This window comes from Actinoallomurus sp. NBC_01490, assembly GCF_036227085.1.
GTDB lineage: Bacteria > Actinomycetota > Actinomycetes > Streptosporangiales > Streptosporangiaceae > Actinoallomurus > Actinoallomurus oryzae.
This window is the reverse complement of record NZ_CP109433.1, coordinates 11,426,532-11,446,939: the sequence shown is the minus strand read 5'-3', so window position 1 is coordinate 11,446,939 and position 20,408 is coordinate 11,426,532. Positions and strand designations below refer to the sequence as shown.

Genomic DNA, 20,408 nt, shown 5'->3' with positions numbered 1-20,408 from the left:
ACGCGGGCGTCCGTGCCCGGCCCCAGGGGACGCTACTGAGGGTTATTCCGACAGTGAACAGACGACAGAAAGCCAGCGGCTGTGAGACAGGCCTGACCGTACCCGGTCAGGCCTCTTCGTCGGCGGCGCTCTCCAGCTCGTGGGCCTTCGCGGCGAGCGCCTCGCGCTGCCGGCGCATTCTCAGCACGCGCTCGTTGGTCGAGACGTGCGGGTACGGCTCGGCGGGCACGACCGGGATTCCCCGCTCGGTGGCGGCGGCCGCCAGGGCCTCGCCCACCTGGGGCAGCGAGCACAGCGCGAGCGCGGAGAACAGGCCGGTCGTCATCTCCTTGTTCCGCTGGATGCGCCCGCGATGGATGATCTCGCAGGCGACGGGTCGCGGTCCGTCTTCCTCCTCGGCCTTCTCGGCCTGCTTCTCGAGGTCCACCGTCATGGCGAGCAGAACCTGGAGAACCTTGGTGACCGCCCACTTGCGGCCCGGAACCGGAGGCAGCCGGTTGCGCAGATCGTCGATCGCGAAGTTCCAGAAGGCGCCGACGGCGAGTTCGGAGAGGTTACGGGTGCGGATCTCGGTGACCCTGTCCCATCCGGCCGTGTCGCCGTCGAACCCGATCTCGTCGGGCCCGATCTCGATCGCGCCGAACCTGTCGAGCGGGGCGAGGAGCCGACCCGTCAGGCGGGGTGCCTTCGGGTGAGCGGCGACGATCCCGCCGATCGACAGCTTCCAGGTCTCGGTCAGCGGAAGCGTCGGCGGCCGGACGGCCTTGAGCTGCTCCAGGACCCAGTCGTCGGCCTGTCTGGCGGTCGCCACGGCGCCCCGGCCGGCGGCCTGGATGGCCTCCTTGTCCAGACTCGCGGCCTTGTCCAGGCCCACGCTCGCGGCTTCCCGACCTTTGTCCAGGCCCGCGCTCGCGGCTTCCCAACCTTTGTCCAGGCCCGCGCCGGCCGCGCGCCTGACGTCGCCCACTCGGTCTCTCAAGCCCATGACTGCGCCGCTCCGCTTTCGATCAACCCAGACGCATCATGCCGCATGAGTTCGCGTGACGCGTCCTCAGTGCGAGAGATCCTTAAGCGTCGGCGCGCGCACCCCTGGCGTCGAGGCGTCCCCGGCCTGAAGACTGGCCTGTCCCGGAGACAGCACCGCCCGATGACGACAGGAGTGTGAGCGTGCCGTCAGCCCGTACGAGAAGCCGGATCTGGGTCCGGATGAGCGCGCGCCCGATCGACGAGCCTCACCGCGTCTCGAGCCCGCTGGAGCTGCTGTTCGATCTCACCTTCGTGGTGGCGGTCGCGGCGATCACCGACCAGCTCGCGCACGGCGTCGCCGACGGGCACGGCCTGAGCCGGCTGATGCCGTTCCTCCAGGTCTTCTTCGCGATCTGGTGGGCGTGGATGAACTTCACCTGGTTCGCGTCGTCGTACGACACCGACGACGTCGCGTACCGGCTGCTGACCATGGTGCAGATGGCCGGCGTGCTCGTCCTCGCCGCGGGCGTGCCGGCCGCGTTCGACCACTCCGACTACCGCGCCGTGACACTCGGCTACTTCATCATGCGGATCGCGCTCGTCGTCCAGTGGCTGCGGGCCGGCGCCGAGGACCGGGCGAGCCGGCGCACCGCGCTGCGGTACGCCGCCGGCATCACCGCCGTGCAGGTGGGCTGGGTGCTCCGCCTCTTCTTCGGCGACGCCTCGTCCGTCCGGCTGCCGCTGTTCGTCTGCCTGGACGCCCTGGAGCTGCTGGTGCCTCCGTGGGCGGAACGCGCCAGGTCCACCAACTGGCACCCGCACCACATCGCCGAGCGCTACGGGCTGTTCGTGATCATCCTGCTCGGTGAGAGCGTCCTCGCCGTGGCCCGGGGAGTGGAAGGCGCGCTCCGCGAGACCGCGATCAGCGGCTCCTTCGTCACCATTGCTCTGTCCGGCCTGGCCTTGCTGTTCGCCCTCTGGTGGATCTACTTCCTCGCCCCGGCCGGCGAAGGCCTCCGCGACCGCCGCGACCGGTCGTACCTGTGGGGGTACGGCCACTACGCCATCTTCGCGAGCCTCGCGGCCCTCGGCGCCGGGCTGGAAGTCGCCGTCGAGCAGACCGGACACGAGATCGAGCCGTCGTCCCGCGCGATCTGCTATGCCGTCGCGATCCCCGTCGTCGTCTTCCTGGCCCTCCTGCGGCTGGTGCAGGCGCCCCTCGCCCCGCAGGGGGCGATCAACCCCGGTGCGGTGGTGGGCGGCGTCGCCGCCGTCGCCCTCCTGCCGTTGGCGGCGCCGGCGATCGGCTCGGCCACCGTGGTCGCGGCGATCGCCGTCGTCTGCGTCCTGCTGGTCACCGTCACCATCGCCGCCGGGCGGGGCCGGCCGGAGGCGTAGGGCCTGCGGGTCATCGCGCTCCGTCCCGGGCGACCTCCGCGCGAGGTTCCGCGGCACCGGAGGTCACGGACCGCTCGTGCCGGTGGGCGGCCGACCAGGCGAGCAGCGCCAGGACGCAGAACCCGGCCGCGGTCGCGCAGGCGCCGCCCCAGCCCCAGCGGTCGTACGACGCCGTGCCCGCCGTCGTGCCGAGCGCTCCGCCGACGAAGTAGACGGTCATGTACACAGTGGTGATCCGGGACCGGGCGCCGTCCACCAGGTCGTAGAGCACCGCCTGGTTGGTCACGTGGACCGCCTGGCTGCAGGCGTCCATGAGCAGCGCGCCGACGACCAGCCAGACCAGCCCGTACGTGCCGGCGGCGAGGACGCCGAACGAGCCCAGGAACAGGACGAGGGCGACGCCGGTGACCGGCCACGCCAGGTTCCGGTGCCGGTCCAGCAGCCGCCCGCCGAAGAGCACACAGCCCGCGCCCGCCGCGCCGACCAGCGCGAAGAGCCCGATCTCCGTTTGGGAGTAGCCGAACGACCGGCTCGACAGCAGAAACGTCACCGTGGTCCAGAAGCAGCTGAACGCCGCGAACTGGGCCGCACCGACCAGCGACCGCAGGCGCAGCACCGGCTCGCGCCGCGCCAGCCGTACGACGGCGCGCATCTGGGCGAGGTAGCCGATCCCGACCTCACGGGCATCGGCCGGCAATACGCGGCTCACCGTGATCGCGGTGACGGCCATCAGCCCGGCCGCGACGGCGTAGACGCCGCGCCATCCGGCGGCGCCGGCCACGACACCGGCGAACGTACGGGAGAGCAGGATGCCCAGCAGCAGGGCGCCCATGAGCGTGCCGATGATCCGGGCACGCTGGTCGGGAGCGGCGAGCGTGGCGGCGTAGGGGATGAGCATCTGCACCACGACCGAGGAGAGGCCGATGAGCACGGCCAGCGCGCTCAGCATGCCCAGCCCGGGAGCGAAGGCGGTGGCCGCGAGCGCCACCGCGTCGACCGCCAGCAACGTGGTGAGCAGAGGCCGGCGGGCGATGATGTCGCCGAGCGGCACGACCAGCAGCAGCCCGGCGGCGTACCCGAGCTGCGTCGCGGTGACGAGCGCACCGGCCGAGGACTGGGCCGTCCCCAGATCGTGGGCGATGCCGTGGACCAGCGGCTGCGCGTAGTAGATGTTCGCGATCGTGACGCCGCAGGTCAGCGCCAGCAGTCGGACCAGCGCGCGCGACAGGGCCATGTCCACTCTCCACGGGTACGGGCTTCTCTACGGCCCTCGGCACCATAGTCCGGAGGCTCGCGGATGCGCGTTCTGGCGCTACGGAACGCACGGCCACATGCTCTAAGTTCTGCGCTGCGTACGCATTTGTCCCAATCTCTGTTCCGGAAACAGCGAAGTTCTGCCGCGTGCGTGGGCATTGACCAATAAAATGCTCACCGCCACGTAAATCACGATCAAATGACCTGGTAAAGGATCGATCGGTGACTCCTATTCAGGTGGCCCGCCATGTCCGCTGAGGATGACGCCAAACCGCCGGAGATATGCGCCCTGCCGGGCTGTGAGCGGCCGGTGGAGCCGACCGAAGACGGTTCGGTGCGGCGCTACTGCAGCCGTACTCACCGCGTCCAGGCTCGCCGGTTGCGCAGGTTGGCCGGAGAGATGGGGAGACCGGCGGCCGAGGTCCTCGGCGAGCTCCAGGCCGACGCGGTCACCGATACGGGAGATGAGCAGGACGCTCCCGGTCTCGCGGATCCGCCGGCCCAGAACACCCCCGGAGATTCCCCCGACGCCGAAACCGACGCCGGAGCCGACGATGCGGCCCTGATGTCGGAGACGTCCGCCGATGCCCCTGATGACGCCCCGGCCGTACCTGCCACGTCGGGCGATGACTCGCGGACCCGCTCGGACGGCCCGGCCGTCGGGCGGCCTGAGAACGCGGACGCGGATCCGCCGACGGCGGTGTCCGAGAAGCAGGGGGCGCCTGTCGCGACGGCGGGAGACCGGAGGAAACGCGTCGCGTGGACGGCGGGGACGGTGGCGGTGGCGGCCGCGGCCGCCGCGGTCCTCCTGGCTCTCGACCACGACCACGCGGCGCCGCCGAACGCCGCGCCCGGTCCACGGGCGACCGCGACCGTCACCGCCAGTCCGAGCCAGGTGACGGTCTCTCCGGTCGGCAAGACGTCTCCGGACCACGGGGGTTCCGGTCGCGACCGTCCGAAGAGTCACGGCGGCGACACCGCCGGGCCGGACGCTCCGGGCTCCGGGGGAACGGCGTCGCGGAAGGACGCACCGGTCAGAGCGGTGTCCGCCGTTCGCTACGGGTTCGAGAGCGGCAGGCAGGGCTGGAGCATCTTCTACGGCGACGACAGTCTCAGCGCGGGTGTCGCCTCGGACCCGGCCTATCAGGGCACGCACGCGCTCCGATTGGCCGTGAAGGGTTCCGACTACGGGGCCACCGGAGTCGACCATCCGCCGGGCGTGCACGGCGGCACCGTCGTGACGTACCGGGTCTGGACCGATGGGCGGTCGCCGGGCTCCGCCACGCCGTTCGTCCAGGACACCGGCTACCACAACCATTTCGTGTCCGGCGCCGCGGTCTCGCTGTCCGCCCACCGAGGCTGGCGCGAGATCACCTGGACCGTCCCCGGCGTCTCGGTCCTCGCCATCGGCCTGCAGGTCGGCCAGTCCGAGAAGGGCGCCGTCCTCGCCCTGGACGGCATCACCTGGTGAGTGACGTCACGGGTCCCGGACGAGCATCCGCTGGTTGATCTTGCAATGAGTACGTTTCCACTTGCAGATCGCGTTCTGCGTGGCGGTTTGGCCGCCGATGTTCTGGTTGGAAACGTTCTGGTGGCCGCGAATGATCGACGGATCGTTCACAGCGAAGATGTTCTTGTTGAACTTCCCGTTCCCTGAGCGGCTGATGATGGTGTGGTTCCTGTCGGCGGAGCCGGCCCCCCCTCCTCCTCTGGTGGGAGTCAGAGCCGCGCTCGCGCCGGTCGCCGGTGTCAGGGCGACCGGCGCGACTATGGCCGTGGCGACCAGTGCACCCCGGGCCATCCGGATGAACGGGCCCGGGGCGCGGTGATGGCTCATGTCGCGGTGCACACCGGCGTGATACCCGTGCCCGAACGATGATCACGGGCGCGGGTGATAAGGGGCGCCGATGATTACTCGCTCTTTGCCGTCAGTGCACTGGATAGGGCGTTATATCCCCAGTTCGGACCCGAACCGGAGGGACCGGCGGAGGACCATCAGCCCCGGTGCGCGGCGTCCTGCCCGCGGAGCGAGTTGAGGATCGTCTGATGGGCGATCCAGCCGACGACGGCGGTCTTGTCGTCGCCCAGTACGGGAACACCCGTTCCCTGCGTGTTGACGAGTACGTGCAGGGCGTCGGCGAGGGCGTCGTGGGCGATGACGGGGGTGGGCAACTCGGCGAGCTCGCCGATCGTGGCGGGTGGGCGGTCGCTGTCGGTGAGCGCCTCGGCGGCGGCGCGGGCGGTCACCGTGCCGCAGTACCGGCCGTCGGACGAGGTCACGGGCAGGACGCCGTGCTCGGAGATGACCAGGAGGCGTGCCGCATCTTCCAACGTGGTGGTGTCGGGCAGCGACGGGGGGACCGGCTCCATCACCTCGGCGACCGGCGTGGTGGCCAGCGGGTTCACCGGCTCCGGGGAGTCGAGGTAGACGCCGCGACGCCGGAGTTTGAGCGTGTAGATCGTGTCGCCGGTCAGCACGCGGCTGACGACGGTCGCCAGGACGATGGCGAGCATGAGCGGCAGGATGATCGAGTACTCACCGGTGAGCTCGAACATGATGATCACCGCGGTGATCGGCGCGCGGGCCGCTCCGGCGAACACCGCTCCCATGCCGACCAGCCCGTACGCGCCGGGGGAGGTGGCGAGCCCCGGGGCCAGATGGTGCGCGACGATGCCGTACGCGCTGCCGGCCATGGCGCCCATGAACAGGCTGGGCGCGAAGACGCCTCCCGAGCCGCCGATGCCGATGGTGAGGCTGGTCGCGAGCGCCTTGCCGACCAGCAGAAGGAGCAGGAAGCCGACGAGATACCGGCCACCGATGGCGTTCTCCAGGACGGGGTAGCCGACGCCGTACATCTGGGGCAGCGCGAGGAGCAGACCGCCGAGGAGGAGCCCGCCGACGGCCGGGCGGAGCCATTCCGGGCCACGCCAGGCCCAGTCGCACAGGTCCTCGACGAGGTAGAGGACGCGGGTGAAGCCCACGCCGGCCGCTCCGGCGAGCACTCCCAGACCGGCGTACAGCAGGTACTCGGCCGGGTGGCTCACGTGGAAGGCGGGCAGTTGCAGGAACGCGGTGTCACCGAGCGCGGCACGGCCGACGACGCTGGCGGTCACGCTGGCCAGCACGACCGCGCCGAAGGACTCCGCGGTGAAGTCGCGCAGAATGAGCTCCATCGCGAAGAACACGCCGGCCAGTGGCGCGTTGAACGTGGCCGCGATCCCGCCGGCGGCGCCGCAGGCGACCAGGACGCGGAGCCGGTTCTCGGTCAGCCGCAGGGCCTGGCCGATGCTGGAGCCGAGGGCGGAGCCGATCTGCACGATCGGGCCCTCACGGCCGACCGAGCCACCCGATCCGATGCACAGGGCCGAGGCCAGGGACTTGACCACCGCGACTCGTGGGGCGATCCGTCCGCCGCGCTGGGCCACCGCGAACATGACCTCGGGGACCCCGTGGCCGCGTGCCTCGCGCGCGAACCGCTGCACCAGCGGGCCGTACAGCAGGCCGCCGACGACCGGGGCCAGCAGTACGAACCAAGGCCCCAGCCAGTGCAGACGCGAGTTGGACGCGTGTCCCGCCGCCGAGTAGTCGGCGTGTCCGGAGAACAGGTGGGTGAAGGTCACGATCAGCCAGCGGAACACGATCGCGCCGAGCCCGGCGCCGGCGCCCACCACCAGTGCCGTCACCAGCAGCCCGGACGGGGCCTCCCGCAGACCTGTGATGACGGACGCGAGACCTCTCCGCGTACGGATCGGCCCGCGTCCGTCGTCGGTGGGGGAGGCAGGGCATGCGGACACAGGGAGATTATTGCGGGGGGACACAATTGCATTATGCAACATTCCTCAGGATGTCGCCAACCAGGAAGAATGCGATCACGATGTCCCGCCGGCGCGACCCGCCTTCAGGGCGGAGTCAGGCCAGCGTCTCGCAGAGGTTCTCCACCGTGGCGTGCACGTCGCTGAAGATCCGGGTGCCGTCGGTGTGCCCGACGACCGTGAAGCTCCCGTGCAGGATGTACCAGCCCTGCGGGAAGCCGGGGCTGTCGACGCGGACGGGGACGCTTCCCCCGCCGTCGAGGCGATACTCCCTGCCGCCGTCCTGGAAGTAATGGATGATGCCATGACCGGACAGGTCTCGTACGACGGAGCGGCCGGTGCTCATGTTGGTGAAGCGGATCGCGAGAGGTCCACGGGCCTCCTCCACCTCGACCGAGCCGTCCGGGTAGGTGGAGAGGGTCCGTGCCTCGGTCGTGTCCCGGACGATGTCGCCCTTCATGGTGAAGGAGCAGACTCCGGAGGTCACGAACGGCTCGCTCGGAGCGGGGTGCCAGTCGCCCGTCCCGGCCGCGCCCGCGGCGGAGGAGAGCAGACCCACCGCCGATGCGGCGACCGCGGCGATGGTGAACGTACGGCGCATTGCCATCCTTCCGTCAACTTTCGTGGTATCGCGCATCATTGAGAGCAAGCGCCGTCACGTGCGAGGGTTTCGGTGTAGAGCGAAAGGCCGAAGTGCTCCGAATTCATTTCACGGCGGAGGACCTCCTGCGGGTCCGCGTCGCCTCCGACCCGGCCCCGCTGCTGGAGTTGGGCATGGCCGTCGCCGCGCTCCAACGCGACGACGCCGTGTTCACGCGCTGGGCCCGCCGCATCCGGCTGCCTCGCAGCACGAGGCCGCTCTTCGAACTGATCCCGCCCACCGCCGGCGGGCCCCTCTTCCTCGACCCGGTCAGCGAGGATTTCGATGACGGCCTGGACAGAGTGCTGTCGACCTCGCGCGACGACGTGGACGCGGAACTCACCCGGAGCTGTCGGCCCACGCTCTGGACGAAGGGGTTGATCGACCGCGATCGCGACGCCTGGCGCACCTTGGAGCGCGCGCTTCGCGGCGCGTACGAGGGCCTCATCGAAGCGGAGTGGACCCGCATCCGCGCGAGCTTCCACGCCGACGTCGCATGGCGGCGGATGCTGTTGTCCGGGGAAGGGCTGCGAGCGGCCCTCGTCAGCATCTGCCCTGGTTCCCGGTGGGACGGCACCACGCTGGAGCTGAACGCGCCGTGGGAGAGCGAACGGCTGCTGGAAGGACGCGGCCTCACACTGCTGCCGTCCCCGTTCTGGACGGGCGGCCCGCGAACCAACGTCCATCCGGACGGGTCGATGCTGTTGGTCTATCCGGCGCTCACTCCCCTGCCGCTGATCGAACCGGAGGCCGGCGACGGCTTGGGTGCGCTTCTCGGCCAGACCCGCGCGGCCGTCCTGCGCGTACTGACCGCGCCACGGACGACCTCCGAGCTCGCCCGCACTCTGGGGATCAGCGGGGCGTCGGCGTCCGAACACGCCCGGACCCTGCGCCGCGGCGGGCTGGTCGTCACACGCCGCACCGGCAGGGCGGTCACGCATCTGATCACGCCGCTCGGCCTGCGCCTGCTCAACGCGGAGTAAGACCTACCGGACGAAATGGTTCCGTCCGGTGCTCGCGTGACCTGGCGCGGCGCCGCTCAGGAGTCGTCGTGCGCCGAGGTGACCGGCGCCTGCAGCAGCCCGACGATCGCGTCGATCAGGCCGGTGGCCGCGTCGTGCCAGGTGGCGCGGGCGGTGGGGCGCCCGTCGGCCAGGGCGCGTTCACGCTCGGCGGTCACGTGCATCATCAGCTGGCGGATCATCTCGTCGCGTTCGGCGCGTACCTCGGCGGGCAGCTCGGGAAGGCACCGCTTCGTCTCCTCCACGGCCCGGCTCAGCGACGGTGACGTGAGCGACTCGGCGGTCATGATCTCGCGCAGCTCCGGATCGGTCATCACCTGTGCGGCGAACCGGGCGAACCAGGTGGGGCTGTCCAGCGTGGCCAGATGCTCGGCGTTCGGGCGTACGAAGCAGGCGACCCAGTCGCGGAGATCGTCGGAGCCGGCGGCCTCGGCCACCATCCGTACGCGGATCCGCTCGATGGCCTCGCTGTGCCGGCGCACGATCGCGCGGACCAGGTCGGTCTTGGTGCCGAAGTGGTAGTTGACGGCGGCGTTGTTGCCCTGCCCGGCGGCCTCGCTGATCTGGCGGTTGGACACGGCGAACACCCCGTGCTCGGCGAACAGTCGCTCGGCCGCGGCCAGGATCGCCTCTCGCGTCGCCTGTACTCGTTCGGCGCGTGCCGTTCCGCTCGCCATCGTCGTCTCCTCACCGTCGCAACCTTCTTCCGCTATCATAAGTCAATCACTTGATTTAAAAGCGAGCATCGGGCACGCTCGCCGATGGAGGTTTCCGCATCTCGTGAGCCGAGCGATCGACGCGAGTTCCGCCGCATCGGCACCCCTGGACATACGTACGGAGGCTCGACCCATGTCCCACGCCCAGCCCCCCGCGCCGGGGGCGGCCGCCCCGCCGCGGGCGAACGTCGTCGTAGCGGTCCTCGCCTTCGGCGGGATCGTGGTCTCGCTGATGCAGACGCTCGTGATCCCGATCGTCCCCGAGCTCCCCCGCCTGCTGCACGCCACCGCGTCGAACGCCGCATGGGCCGTCACCGCCACGCTGCTGGCCGCCGCCGTCGCCACCCCGGTGATGGGACGCCTCGGCGACATGTACGGCAAGCGCCTCTTGCTGCTCTTCAGCCTTGTCATGCTGGTGGTCGGATCGGTCGTGTGCGCGCTGAGCGACTCCCTGACCCCGATGATCGTCGGGCGGGTCCTCCAGGGCCTGGCGTCCGGCGTGATCCCGCTGGGCATCAGCATCATGCGCGATGAGGTCCCCGCCGAGCGGCTCGCCGGCGCCACCGCGCTGATGAGCGCCTCTCTGGGCGTCGGCGGCGCGCTCGGCCTGCCGGCCGCCGCGCTCCTCGCCGACCACTACGACTGGCACACGCTGTTCTGGGTCTCCGCCGGCCTCGGCGTCGTCGTCACCCTGCTCGTCCTCCTCCTGGTGCACGAGTCCGCGGTACGCAGCGGCGGGCGTTTCGACCTGCTCGGCGCCATCGGCATGGCGGCCGGCCTGGTCTGCCTGCTGCTGGGGATCTCCAAGGGCGCCGACTGGGGCTGGACCAGCCGGACGACCCTCGGGCTGTTCGCCGCGGCCGTCGTCGTCCTGCTGCTCTGGGGCTGGTTCGAACTGAGCGCCAGGCAGCCGCTGGTGGACCTGCGCACCACCGCGCGCCGCCAGGTGCTGTTCACCAACCTCGCGTCGGTGGCCACCGGGTTCGCGATGTTCGGGACGTCCCTGATCCTGCCGCAGATCCTCGAGCTGCCCAAGGCCACCGGGTACGGCCTGGGCCAGTCCGTACTGCACGCCGGCCTGGTCCTGGCCCCGACCGGCCTGGTGATGATGGCCATGGCACCGCTGTCCGCCATCGTCACCAAGAGCATGGGGCCGAAGGTGACGCTGATGATCGGCGTCCTGATCGTGGCCGTCGGCTACGGGCTGAACATCGTGCTGCTGCACGCCGTCTGGGAGCTCATCCTGGCCTCCTGCGTCATCGGCGCCGGCATCGGCTTCGCGTACGGCGCGATGCCCGCGCTCATCATGGGCGCCGTGCCCGCGTCCGAGACGGCCGCCGCCAACAGCCTCAACACCCTGATGCGGTCCCTCGGTACGTCGATCTCCAGCGCGGTCGCCGGCGCCATCCTGGCCAAGATGACCAACACCTTCGGGAACGTCGCCCTGCCCTCCCTGGACGGCTTCCGTACCGTGATGGCGATCGCGGGTGGCGCCGCGGTCCTCGCCTTCCTGCTCGCCATGTTCCTGCCCGGCCGCCGGCGGGCCGCCGCCACCGCGGCGGCGCCCGCGGCGTCGTTCCAGCAGGCGGAGCCGTTCCGGCCCGCCGAGCCGGCCATGGCCGCCCCCATGGCGGCGGCGTCGAACGGGATGGACGGCTTCCCGCAGGCCGGCGGCGGGGCTCCGAGGCACGCGCAGCCCGCGCCGGCCTTCGCCTCCGCCGGGGCCGTTCCGGGCGACGGCGCGAGCGGCGGGATCCTGGTCGGCGGGCGCGTCCACAGCGCGAACAACACGCCCGTGACCGGGGCCGCGGTGACGCTGATCTCGCTGGGCGGCCGGCAGCTCGGCCGCTCGCTGGCGCAGGGGGACGGCTCGTACGGCATCGGAGTGCCCCACGCCGGCTCGTACTTCCTCATCGCCTCGGCGGCGGGCCACAAGCCCCACGCCTCGACGATCGTCGTCGGTGACACGCCGATGCGGTACGACATCCTGCTCGGGAGCGGCAGCGGCCTGGCCGGTACGGTGCGGGCCGCGGACAGCGGGACACCGGTCGCCGGAGCGGTCATCGTCGTGACCGACGCCCACGGTGACGTCCTGACCACCGGGCAGACCGACGCGCTGGGCGAGTTCACCGTCGACGACCTGACACCGGGCACCGTCACCCTCGCGGTCAACTCGCCCAAGCACCGGCCGCTGGCCCTGCCCGTCGAGATCGAGAGCGGTGAGACCGCTCGCGTCGACGTACGGCTCCAGCCGGGCGCGCAGGTGCGCGGCACCATCCGCGGCGGAGGCGCACCACTCAGGGACGCACGCGTGACGATCGTGGACGCCGCAGGCAACGTGGTCGCCACCACCACGACCGGCCTCGACGGTGAATACGCCTTCGCCGACCTGGACGGCGGCGTCTACACCGTCGTCGCGACCGGATACCGGCCACAGTCCGCCGAGGTGGTCGTGACCGGCGGCGACGTCGACGGCCACGACCTCGAGCTCACCCCCGGCGACGAGTAGCCAGAAGAAGAGAAGAGAAACGTATGTCACTCACTGCGCGGGTTCGCGCCCGCAACGGCTGGGCCGTGCCGAACGCGGTGCTCACGGTGACCGACATGACCGGCACGCAGATCATGCGGGCGGAGGCCGACGCCGAGGGCACCGTCGCCGACGACGCGCCCCTGACCCCGGGCCGCTACACCGTCATCGTCACCGCACCCGGCTACACACCCGCCGCGTCCACCGCGCTCGTCACCAGCAGCGGGCGCGCCGAACTCGGCCAGATCGTGCTCGGCCGCCAGGGCGGCGCCGAACTGCCCCCACCGGGGCCGTGGACCATCGACCCGGCCCACTCCTCGGTGGCGGCGGTGGCCCAGCATCTGGGCCTGTCGAGCGTACGCGGCCACTTCACCGACTTCGGCGGACGCATCGAGGTCGCCCCCGACGCCGACAAGTCCCGGGTCGAGGCGGTGATCCGCGCCGCCTCGATCGACACCCGCAACGGCATGCGCGACGACCACCTCAGGACGGGTGACTTCCTGGGCGTCGAGCAGTACCCGGAGATCACCTACCACTCGACCGGCCTGACCCCGGCCGGCCCCGACCGCTGGACCGTCCACGGCGAACTCGGCCTGCGCGGCGTCATCCGCCCCGTCGACCTGGACCTCACCTACCTCGGCACCGGCCCCGACCCCTGGGGCGGCGTCCGCGCCGCCTTCCGCGCCACGACCGAGCTGCGCCGCGAGGACTTCGCGATCAACTACAACCAGGTCCTCCAGACCGGGATGGCGATGGTCGGCACCACGCTGAAGGTGGAACTCGACATCCAGGCGGTGCAGGGCGAATCTCTACCGCAGGCGTGACCACCGTTTCCGCTACCCCTGGGGGAGCTCGTCGATCAGACGCCGGATGAGAGCGCGGCTCTCCTCCGGCGAGACGGCGTCGCCCTCCTCGATGCGGTTCCACGTGTCGGTGAGGTCCACGGTGGTGAAATGGGTGCCCAGGGCGCTGTGGACGAGCGCGAGCCGGTCGCTGACCTCGGGGAACTCCAGCAGGTCGAAGGGGTTCGCACGCGCCTCGTAGAACGGCGCGGCCCGCGGGATCACCCGGACCGTGGTGTCCGGGCGCAGGCTCAGATCGAGGAGATGCCGCAGCTGGTCGACCATGACCTCGGGCTCGGTGAGCTGCAGGGTCAGCGCGCCCTCGTCGACGATCACGTCGAGGTCGCGCCGCCGGCCGCCGGGGCGGTGGCGCTGGCGGCTGTCCAGCAGGTCCCATTCGGCGTCCACGTCGCAGTCGGGGTCGATGCGGGGAGCGATGTGGCGGACGTACGCCTCCGCGCGTGCGAGGTACGGGACGGTCAGCACGCCGTAGGTGCGGATGACCGAGGCCTCCGACTCCATGAGGAGGACGTCGCGGGTGGAGGGTTTCAACCGCTCGGCGTGGGCGCTCAGCCATTCGGGGCCGTTCGGGCGGGACGCCAGATCGATCACCACGTCGGCCACCATGGAGCCCCGGACCTGGTAGCGGTCCATCATCCGCTCCACCTCGACGGGTGAAGGCCACTCGAACCCGGTCTCCACCCGGACCAGCCAGTCCGACCGGCATCCGATCTGAACCGCCGCCTCGTCGTACGACAATTCAAGGAATTCCCGAATTGTCCGTAAGTAAAGCCCCAGTCGGCGCGCGTTGATGTTCGGTTCGCGATGTTCTACAGACACAGGAGCTCCGCTCATTGTCGTGCGGTATGAGACCCAATATGCCACTCGTGGCCCCGGTGAATCGCCTGATCGGCGCATCGCGCGCCCGAGCCCTGGAGCCGGTTCGATTCCGGCCTTCCCGGGTGAGAATAATTCACTCCTTTCGCAAGATTTCTTTCGTACGGTCCCAACCCGATTGGGCGGAGGGCATTTCCGAGGTCACGAGCCGGCAGCCGCTGCGGGCTCCAGCGGAGCGTCCGCGGTGCGGAGGTTGCCGGCGGCGAGGGTCACCGCGATGACGGCGACCGCGACCAGGGCCGCGGACGCCGCCGGGAGGCGGGACACGGGGGAGGAGGTGTTCAGCAGGGAGCCGAGCACGGCCACGGCGATCAGGGCGCCGCTCTGCCGCAGGGTGTTCTGGACGCCCGACGCGAGGCCGGACTGCGCCGTCGGGACGTTCTCGATCAGCAGGGAGGTCAGCGCGGAGAACACCATGGTGCTCGAGACGCCGATCAGCAGCAGGCCGGTGGCGAGGACGGCGTACGGGGCGCGCGTGCCGGCGCCGGCCAGCGTGGCGATCCCGGCGGTGCAGCAGGCGAAGCCGCCGAGCAGCAGGGCGCGGTGTCCGTACCGGAGTGCCAGCGGGCGGTACGGGACGAGCGGGCCGATCGTGCTGCCCACGGTCATGGGCAGCAGCGCGACGCCGGACGCCCCCGGGGACCAGCCGCGCATCTGCTGGAAGTACAGCGACATCACGAACAGCGCGCCGTAGAACAGGAACCCCATGAGGCCGGCGCTGGCGACGGCCGCGGCGCGGACCCGCAGGGCGAAGAATGAGGGCGGCAGCATCGGATGGGCGGCGCGCCGCGCGGTGATCAGGTATGCCGCCCCGGCCACGACGGCGGCGCCCAGCAGCCCGAGCGTCGCCGGTGCCGCCCAGCCCGCCGACCCGGCGTCGATCAGCCCGCCGGTGAGCAGGGCGAGCGTCGCGGCGGCGGTGACCAGGCCGGTCCGGTCCACGGGATGGGTGTGCCGGGGCGTCTCGGGGACGCCGGCCCGGACGAGCAGGGTGGCCACCACGCCCACGGGCAGGTTGAGCACGAAGATCGCGCGCCAGCCGACCGCGTCGATCAGTACGCCGCCGACCAGCGGTCCCACCGCCATCGAGATCGCCCCGGTGGCGACCCAGAAGACGGTGGCGCGGGCCCGCGCGTCGGCCTCGGCGAACAGGTGCGGTACGAGCGCGAGCGTCGCGGGCAGCAGCGCCGCCGCGCCGACCCCCTGCACGACGCGCGCGCCGACCAGAACGCCGGTGGTGGGTGCCAGGGCGCACGCCGCCGACGCGAGCGTGAACACCGCCACCCCGGCCAGCAGCGTCGTCACGCGTTGAGGGTCACCGGGAGCGCGGTGAGGCGCCACGTGCCCGGGTCGGGGGCGCGCAGCTCCTCCGGCGTCGCGGCGAGTGTCAGGCCGGGGTGGCGGCGCAGCAGTGCGGCGAGCGCGACCTGCGTCTGCACGCGGGCGATCGAGGCGCCGAGGCAGAAGTGCGGTCCGTGGGCGAAGCCCAGATGCCCGTTCGGCCCCTTCGGGCGGGTGACGTCGAGGCGTTCGGGATCGGGGAAGACGCGCGGATCGCGGTTGGCGGCGGCGACGGCGGCGGTCACGGCCTCGCCCTCGCGCACCCGTACGCCGCAGAGCTCGACGTCCTCGCGCGCGTAACGCGGGATCGACAGCAGTGTCGGGCCGCACCAGCGGATGAGCTCCTCGACCGCGCCGGGCATGAGGTCCGGATCGTCGAGCAGCGCGTCGCGCTGGCCGGGGTGGGTCAGCAGGGCGACGACGGCGTTGGCGATGAGGTTGGCGGGCGTCTGACCGGCGAGGACCAGGTGCCAGACCAGGGTCACCATCTCGGCGTCGGTGAGCCGGTCGCCGTCCTCGGCCTGGACGGTGACGAGGTCGGTGAGCAGGTCGTCACCGGGCTCGGCGCGCCGGCGGGCGATGGCGGCCTTGGCGCCGTCCATGATGCCCGGGATGGCCTCGGCGAACGCACGGCCGGCGCCGCCCGCGACGGTGGCGCCGTACGCGCGCCAGCGCGGACGGTCGGGGCCGGGGACGCCGACCAGCTCGCAGATGACGTCCATCGGCAGCGGACGGGTGAAGTGCGGCAGCAGGTCGACCGTCCCGTCATCGGCCGCGCGTTCTTCCACGTCGTCGAGGAGTCCCTCGACGATCCGCTCGATCCGCGGCCGGAACCCGGCGGCCCTGCGCGGCGTGAACGCCGGGGCGACCAGCGTGCGCATCCGGGCGTGCTCCGGCCCGTTCATCTCGGACATGGTGCGCATGTAGGGCAGGCAGTCGTCGGGCACGTCGGGCCGCATGAAGCTGTCGGCCCTGATCTCCAGCCGCGGGTCGGACAGCATCGCGCGCGCCGGTTCGTGGCGCGTCACGACCCACCACGGGTCCAGGCCGGGGACCCGGAGCCGCGCCAGGGCCGCCTGCTCACGGACGCGTCCGTACGCGGTGAAGGGGTCCCGCGCGACCGCCGCGTCGCTCAGATCGATCTCCAGCATTTCAGATGCTCCTGTCATACGTTCACATCATCCAGATGATGACGGTATCCCGATCGCGCGTGGTGTGGCAACGCGCCGAGATGTGACACCGTTCGGCCAAAACGGTTGCCAGAAATGGGAGTCAGGGCGGATGGTCGCGGGCCGTGGTGACGCCGTGCGTGAGCTGACGCGTCGGGCGCGCGCCTGACATCGCCGTATTCAGCCATTGGCACGGTAGGAACTAAGAACCCGGCGAGCGGCCCACGGCATCGAGCCGTGGGCCGTTTCGCGCGCCGGTCAGCCGTGGAGGGCCAGGTAGGGGGCGAGCCCGATGAGGCTGGCGATGAGGGCGTACTTGAGCGTGCGGGCGGGCAGGCGGCGGGCGATGACCCAGCCGAGCAGGACTCCGGCGAGTTCCGGAACGCCGACCAGGGCGGCGAGGGGCCAGTCGATGGCGCCGGCGGCGAGGTAGCCCAGCGTGCCGACACCGGCGATGACCACGGACTGGACCTGGGCGGCGGCCAGCGCGGAGAGTACGGGGGCGCCGAGGGTGACCAGCAGCGGGACGGCCAGGAGCGGGCCGCCGACGCCGACCAGGCCGCTGGCGACAGCGACACCGAAGCCCACGGCCGCGACCACTCCGGTGCGGAGGTGATGGCCCGCCGGGTCGGCCCGCGGGCGGCGGTCGCGGTACCACACCAGCGCGGCGATGCCCGCGGAGAAGACGCCGAGCACGATGCCGAACGCCTGCCCGGAGACGACGCTGTTGATCAGCACGCCCAGCGGTGTTCCGGCGACCGCGGCGGCGGCCAGCGTCAGCGCGGTACGGCGGGTGTGCGGGTCGCGGAGGTGCCCGGAACGCGTGTAGGCGGCGGTGGCCAGCGCCCCGGTCGCGACGTGCGTGACGATGGCGGTCCCGGCGACCTGCGCGGGAGTGAGAGCGGTCAGGGCGAACAGGCCGATGGTGGCCAGCACTCCGCCGGGGCCGATCGCGGTGATCCCGACGCCGGCCACCAGCCCGAGTACGGCGAGCGCGATGAGCGTGGGCGGCTCCAGGCCGCTCACCGGGGCGTCACCGTGCGGGCATGCGTAAGACGTGGGGGAACCACGACAGACCTCCAGGGAGAGTCGACGACGACGGGTCAGGGCGCCGAGGGGACGGCGCCGCGGTGCAAAGTGGCCTGCAGGACGAGCCGGTCCGCGCGGATGTGAACGGTCTCGGCGTCGACAGGACGCCCGTCGGCCAGCCGGGTGAGCCGGTCGATCGCGAAGACGGCCGCCCCGGCGGGGATGCCCAGCAGGGCCGCGGTGTCCGCACCGGCGGTCATCGCGTGCACGGCGAGGTCGGCGCGGCCCAACGGCTGCCCGCTGATCCGCTCCAGCAGCACGAAGACGTCCTGGTCGGTCAGCTCGCACTCCAGCAGCGGGCGGCCGATGTCCAGGGGCAGGTAGGTGGCGTCCAGCGAGAGGGGCTCGCCATCGAGCCGACGGAGTCGCTCCAGGTAGACCGCGCCCGCGTCGCGGGGCAGCTCCAACCGGCGCGCGACGGCGTCCGGCACTCCGGCGACCGGGTGAGCGGCGCGGACCTCGTTGGTGATCTCGCCGCGGCCGACCAGGGTTTCGGCCAGCCCGGCCAGCCGGTCCAGGCTGTGGCCGTAGCGCTGCTGGGCCACGACGGTGCCGACCCCGCGCCGCCGGGTGATCAGTCCCTCGGCGCGCAGCAGCCCGAGGGCCGCACGGATCGCGTTGCGCGAGGCCCCCAGCTGCGCGGCGAGTATGCGCTCGTCGGGCAGCCTGCCGCCCTCGAACGCCTGGCTGGTGATCTGCTGTCGCAGCACGTCGGCGGCTCGCCGTGCTCGCTCGGCGCGGGGCCGGGAGGACACCGCAGGACCCGTCTCCATGGGCCCGACACTAGTCACAGCACATTACGCCAGAGTTACGCCACCCACATTGACCTGCACTAACGCGTGACCAGGAGGTTCTGGGCCGACGAGAAAGGGTTCCGCCACCCCTCAGCGCGGCCGGCTCCACGCCAACAGCCGTGCGGGGTTGTCCACCAGGACCCGCCGGACGAGGCCGGGGCCGGCGGTCCGCTCCAGGCGCGGCACGAACCGGGCGGGCAGGTAGACGAGACCGGGCATGCCGCCGTACGCGCGGTACCTGGTCCGCCGTGCGACGTCGCCGCCGAGCAGGAGCCGGTCGGCGCCGCCGAGTTCGGCGGTACGCACCAGGCAGTCCAGGATGGTCGAGTCGGGCCACGAGCGGTGCCGGGCCATGCCGTCGTAGCCGAGGTAGGCGCCGGTCGCGCACAGTTCGGCGTGCAGGCCGGGGTCGGGGTTGCGGTCGGCGTGGGCGAGCACGACCCGGTCGGCGGGCACTCCCAGGCCGGCGAGCGACTCGAGCACCTCGAACGCCGCGCTGCCGTGTTCGAGGTGCACCATCACCGGCGCGCCGGTGGCGCGATGCGCGGCCGACACGCCGGCCAGCACCCGGCGCTCGAACGGCCCGATCGACCAGTAGCCGATGCCCGCCTTGAGGAGACCGGCGGGCGGCGCGTCCGGCCGGGGGACGGTCGGCGCGGCGTCGTCGCGTACGCCCTCGGTGAGCTCGGCGGTGAACAGCGCGCCCAGCGCGGTGGCGTCCATGCCGAGCAGAGGATGATCGCCGGGATAGTGCTCGCGGCGGTGCGCTCCGGTCGTGAGCACGATGTGCAGGCCGGTGACGCGGGCGATACGGGCGACCGCGAACGCGTCGCGGCCGAGCCCGGCCGGTGTGGCCTCGACCATGGCGTCCACGCCCGCGTTACGCAGCTCGGCCGCCTCCGCCCCGCTCCGCGCCTCGTCGTCGAGCTCGTCGCCCGGCAGCAGCGGGCTCACCTGGAACAGGTGCTCGTGGTAGTCGGTACGGCCGAGGTCGGCGGGTGCGAGGTCGCCGAGTACGGTTCTGATCATCGGACCCGCGCGGCGACCCGCGAGAGCTCCTCGACGGTCGGCCCGGTCAGCTCGACGTCGAACACCTCCGCCACCACCTGGGACCAGCCGTGGACGAAATAGCGCCAGCCGTCCACGACGGTCAGCCCCGCCCGCTCGCGCTGGGCGCACGCGGCCCGCAGGAAGTCCAGCTCGCCGCGGTAGTTCAGCTCCCACACCAGCGCGCCGGCCGGGAAGACGGCGTCCGTGCTCAGGGGTGAGCCCGGCCGGTCCTTGCCCAGCCCGGTCGCGTTGATCACCAGGCTGCCCGGCGGCAGCTCGGCCAGCAGCGCGTCCGCGGGACCCTCGACGCGGTGGCCGGCCAGCGTACGGTCGTCCAGCCCGCCGCGGGTCAGCACGTCGCGGAGCCCGGCGAGGCGGTCCGCCGAGACGTCGGTGCAGACGATCCGTTCCGGGGCGTCGGCGCGGCGGGCGAGGTACCAGACGATCGCCGTGCCCGCCCCGCCGGCGCCCAGGCACAGCACGTGGCCGCCGGTCCGCGCGAAGTGGTCCGGCGCCAGGAACTCCTCCAGCGAGAGCCCGGCGGTGATCGGATCCTTGGCGTGCCCGATGAGCCGGCCGCCGTGCTTGGAGATCGAGGAGATCTCCCCGCAGAGGGCGGCGAACTCGTCGATCTCGTCGAACAGGTCGGCCGCCGCCCGGTAGACGGCGATCTTGTGCGTCGTCACCAGCGCGCCCAGCCGGTGGGGGTCGTCCTTGATCTCGGCGACCAGCGCGCGGTACCGGTCCGGAGCGGCGTCGAGCGGGACGTCGTGCCCGATGAGGCGGGCGGTGGGCAGGCCGAGAACGCGCGCCCACTCCGGGAACACGCGCATGATCGACGATCCGCCGGTGCTCACCCCGATGAACTCCATGACGGCTTCGCCGGTGGC

General features: G+C 71.9%; 18 protein-coding genes. 5 read left to right on the top strand and 13 right to left on the bottom strand.

Annotated features, from left to right (window positions below; all coding sequences use genetic code 11):
• Nucleotides 1-106: 106 nt before the first annotated feature.
• On the bottom strand, nt 107-967 hold the full coding sequence (locus OG417_RS52920) for a hypothetical protein (RefSeq protein WP_329247114.1): 861 nt from the start codon (nt 965-967) through the stop codon (nt 107-109).
• Between the two features lie 200 nt (nt 968-1,167).
• Between OG417_RS52920 and OG417_RS52915 the strand changes: the two genes are divergently transcribed.
• Nucleotides 1,168-2,364 (top strand): low temperature requirement protein A, encoded by a 1,197-nt coding sequence (locus OG417_RS52915; protein WP_329247111.1) that lies wholly within the window; start codon nt 1,168-1,170, stop codon nt 2,362-2,364.
• 10 nt (nt 2,365-2,374) lie between these two features.
• Here the strand turns inward: OG417_RS52915 and OG417_RS52910 are convergent, their stop codons facing one another.
• On the bottom strand, nt 2,375-3,598 hold the full coding sequence (locus OG417_RS52910) for an MFS transporter (protein WP_329247108.1): 1,224 nt from the start codon (nt 3,596-3,598) through the stop codon (nt 2,375-2,377).
• Nucleotides 3,599-3,865: 267 nt separating this feature from the next.
• Between OG417_RS52910 and OG417_RS52905 the strand changes: the two genes are divergently transcribed.
• Nucleotides 3,866-5,089, top strand: coding sequence for a hypothetical protein (locus OG417_RS52905; protein ID WP_329247105.1), 1,224 nt, complete (start codon nt 3,866-3,868; stop codon nt 5,087-5,089).
• A 6-nt stretch (nt 5,090-5,095) separates the two neighbouring features.
• Here OG417_RS52905 and OG417_RS52900 read toward each other — a convergent pair whose 3' ends face one another.
• From OG417_RS52900 to OG417_RS52890, 3 genes are all read right to left on the bottom strand, one after another.
• A complete protein-coding gene (locus OG417_RS52900; RefSeq protein WP_329247102.1) occupies nt 5,096-5,467 on the bottom strand; it encodes a hypothetical protein in 372 nt (123 codons plus the stop codon).
• Between the two features lie 146 nt (nt 5,468-5,613).
• Nucleotides 5,614-7,413, bottom strand: a complete 1,800-nt coding sequence (locus OG417_RS52895) for a chloride channel protein (RefSeq protein WP_329247098.1) — start codon at nt 7,411-7,413, stop codon at nt 5,614-5,616.
• A gap of 115 nt (nt 7,414-7,528) precedes the next feature.
• The gene (locus OG417_RS52890; RefSeq protein WP_329247094.1) at nt 7,529-8,032 is read right to left on the bottom strand and encodes a hypothetical protein; all 504 of its coding nucleotides are present in this window, start codon (nt 8,030-8,032) and stop codon (nt 7,529-7,531) included.
• Between the two features lie 92 nt (nt 8,033-8,124).
• Here OG417_RS52890 and OG417_RS52885 point away from each other — a divergent pair, with 92 nt between their 5' ends.
• A complete protein-coding gene (locus OG417_RS52885; RefSeq protein WP_329247091.1) occupies nt 8,125-9,054 on the top strand; it encodes an ArsR/SmtB family transcription factor in 930 nt (309 codons plus the stop codon).
• A gap of 56 nt (nt 9,055-9,110) precedes the next feature.
• On the opposite strand, the gene OG417_RS52880 is transcribed toward OG417_RS52885, so the two are convergent.
• Nucleotides 9,111-9,770 carry a TetR/AcrR family transcriptional regulator gene (locus tag OG417_RS52880; protein WP_329247088.1) on the bottom strand — a complete coding sequence of 220 codons (660 nt, stop codon included), beginning with the start codon at nt 9,768-9,770 and terminating at the stop codon, nt 9,111-9,113.
• Nucleotides 9,771-9,942: 172 nt separating this feature from the next.
• Between OG417_RS52880 and OG417_RS54770 the strand changes: the two genes are divergently transcribed.
• A complete protein-coding gene (locus tag OG417_RS54770; RefSeq protein ID WP_442875637.1) occupies nt 9,943-12,318 on the top strand; it encodes an MFS transporter in 2,376 nt (791 codons plus the stop codon).
• Nucleotides 12,319-12,341: 23 nt separating this feature from the next.
• Nucleotides 12,342-13,160 (top strand): YceI family protein, encoded by an 819-nt coding sequence (locus tag OG417_RS52865; protein WP_329247085.1) that lies wholly within the window; start codon nt 12,342-12,344, stop codon nt 13,158-13,160.
• A 12-nt stretch (nt 13,161-13,172) separates the two neighbouring features.
• On the opposite strand, the gene OG417_RS52860 is transcribed toward OG417_RS52865, so the two are convergent.
• The 7 genes from OG417_RS52860 to OG417_RS52830 form a co-directional block, all read right to left on the bottom strand.
• The gene (locus OG417_RS52860) at nt 13,173-14,033 is read right to left on the bottom strand and encodes a helix-turn-helix domain-containing protein (protein WP_329247082.1); all 861 of its coding nucleotides are present in this window, start codon (nt 14,031-14,033) and stop codon (nt 13,173-13,175) included.
• A gap of 183 nt (nt 14,034-14,216) precedes the next feature.
• A complete protein-coding gene (locus OG417_RS52855) occupies nt 14,217-15,380 on the bottom strand; it encodes an MFS transporter (RefSeq protein ID WP_329247079.1) in 1,164 nt (387 codons plus the stop codon).
• A complete protein-coding gene (locus OG417_RS52850; RefSeq protein ID WP_329247076.1) occupies nt 15,377-16,567 on the bottom strand; it encodes a cytochrome P450 family protein in 1,191 nt (396 codons plus the stop codon). The genes OG417_RS52855 and OG417_RS52850 overlap by 4 nt, the downstream gene beginning before the upstream one ends.
• Nucleotides 16,568-16,843: 276 nt before the next feature.
• Entirely contained in the window at nt 16,844-17,611 is a 768-nt protein-coding gene (locus tag OG417_RS52845; RefSeq protein ID WP_329247072.1) for a sulfite exporter TauE/SafE family protein, read from the bottom strand.
• 77 nt (nt 17,612-17,688) lie between these two features.
• Nucleotides 17,689-18,447: a GntR family transcriptional regulator gene (locus OG417_RS52840; RefSeq protein ID WP_329247070.1), complete on the bottom strand. Its 759-nt coding sequence runs from the start codon at nt 18,445-18,447 to the stop codon at nt 17,689-17,691.
• A gap of 111 nt (nt 18,448-18,558) precedes the next feature.
• Nucleotides 18,559-19,497 (bottom strand): phosphotriesterase family protein, encoded by a 939-nt coding sequence (locus tag OG417_RS52835; RefSeq protein WP_329247067.1) that lies wholly within the window; start codon nt 19,495-19,497, stop codon nt 18,559-18,561.
• Nucleotides 19,494-20,390: a shikimate dehydrogenase family protein gene (locus OG417_RS52830; RefSeq protein WP_329247064.1), complete on the bottom strand. Its 897-nt coding sequence runs from the start codon at nt 20,388-20,390 to the stop codon at nt 19,494-19,496. Before OG417_RS52830 ends, OG417_RS52835 begins: the two co-directional genes overlap by 4 nt.
• Between the last annotated feature and the right edge of the window lie 18 nt (nt 20,391-20,408).

Bases quoted from the DNA above. Each gene is read 5' to 3' on its own strand.
- OG417_RS52910 (WP_329247108.1), bottom strand. From the start codon at position 3,598: ATGGCCCTGTCGCGCGCGCTGGTCCGACTGCTGGCGCTGACCTGCGGC.
- OG417_RS52905 (WP_329247105.1), top strand. From the start codon at position 3,866: ATGTCCGCTGAGGATGACGCCAAACCGCCGGAGATATGCGCCCTGCCG.
- OG417_RS52890 (WP_329247094.1), bottom strand. From the start codon at position 8,032: ATGCGCCGTACGTTCACCATCGCCGCGGTCGCCGCATCGGCGGTGGGT.
- OG417_RS52880 (WP_329247088.1), bottom strand. From the start codon at position 9,770: ATGGCGAGCGGAACGGCACGCGCCGAACGAGTACAGGCGACGCGAGAG.
- OG417_RS54770 (WP_442875637.1), top strand. From the start codon at position 9,943: ATGTCCCACGCCCAGCCCCCCGCGCCGGGGGCGGCCGCCCCGCCGCGG.
- OG417_RS52865 (WP_329247085.1), top strand. From the start codon at position 12,342: ATGTCACTCACTGCGCGGGTTCGCGCCCGCAACGGCTGGGCCGTGCCG.
- OG417_RS52860 (WP_329247082.1), bottom strand. From the start codon at position 14,033: ATGAGCGGAGCTCCTGTGTCTGTAGAACATCGCGAACCGAACATCAAC.
- OG417_RS52850 (WP_329247076.1), bottom strand. From the start codon at position 16,567: ATGCTGGAGATCGATCTGAGCGACGCGGCGGTCGCGCGGGACCCCTTC.
- OG417_RS52840 (WP_329247070.1), bottom strand. From the start codon at position 18,447: ATGGAGACGGGTCCTGCGGTGTCCTCCCGGCCCCGCGCCGAGCGAGCA.
- OG417_RS52835 (WP_329247067.1), bottom strand. From the start codon at position 19,497: ATGATCAGAACCGTACTCGGCGACCTCGCACCCGCCGACCTCGGCCGT.
- OG417_RS52830 (WP_329247064.1), bottom strand. From the start codon at position 20,390: ATGGAGTTCATCGGGGTGAGCACCGGCGGATCGTCGATCATGCGCGTG.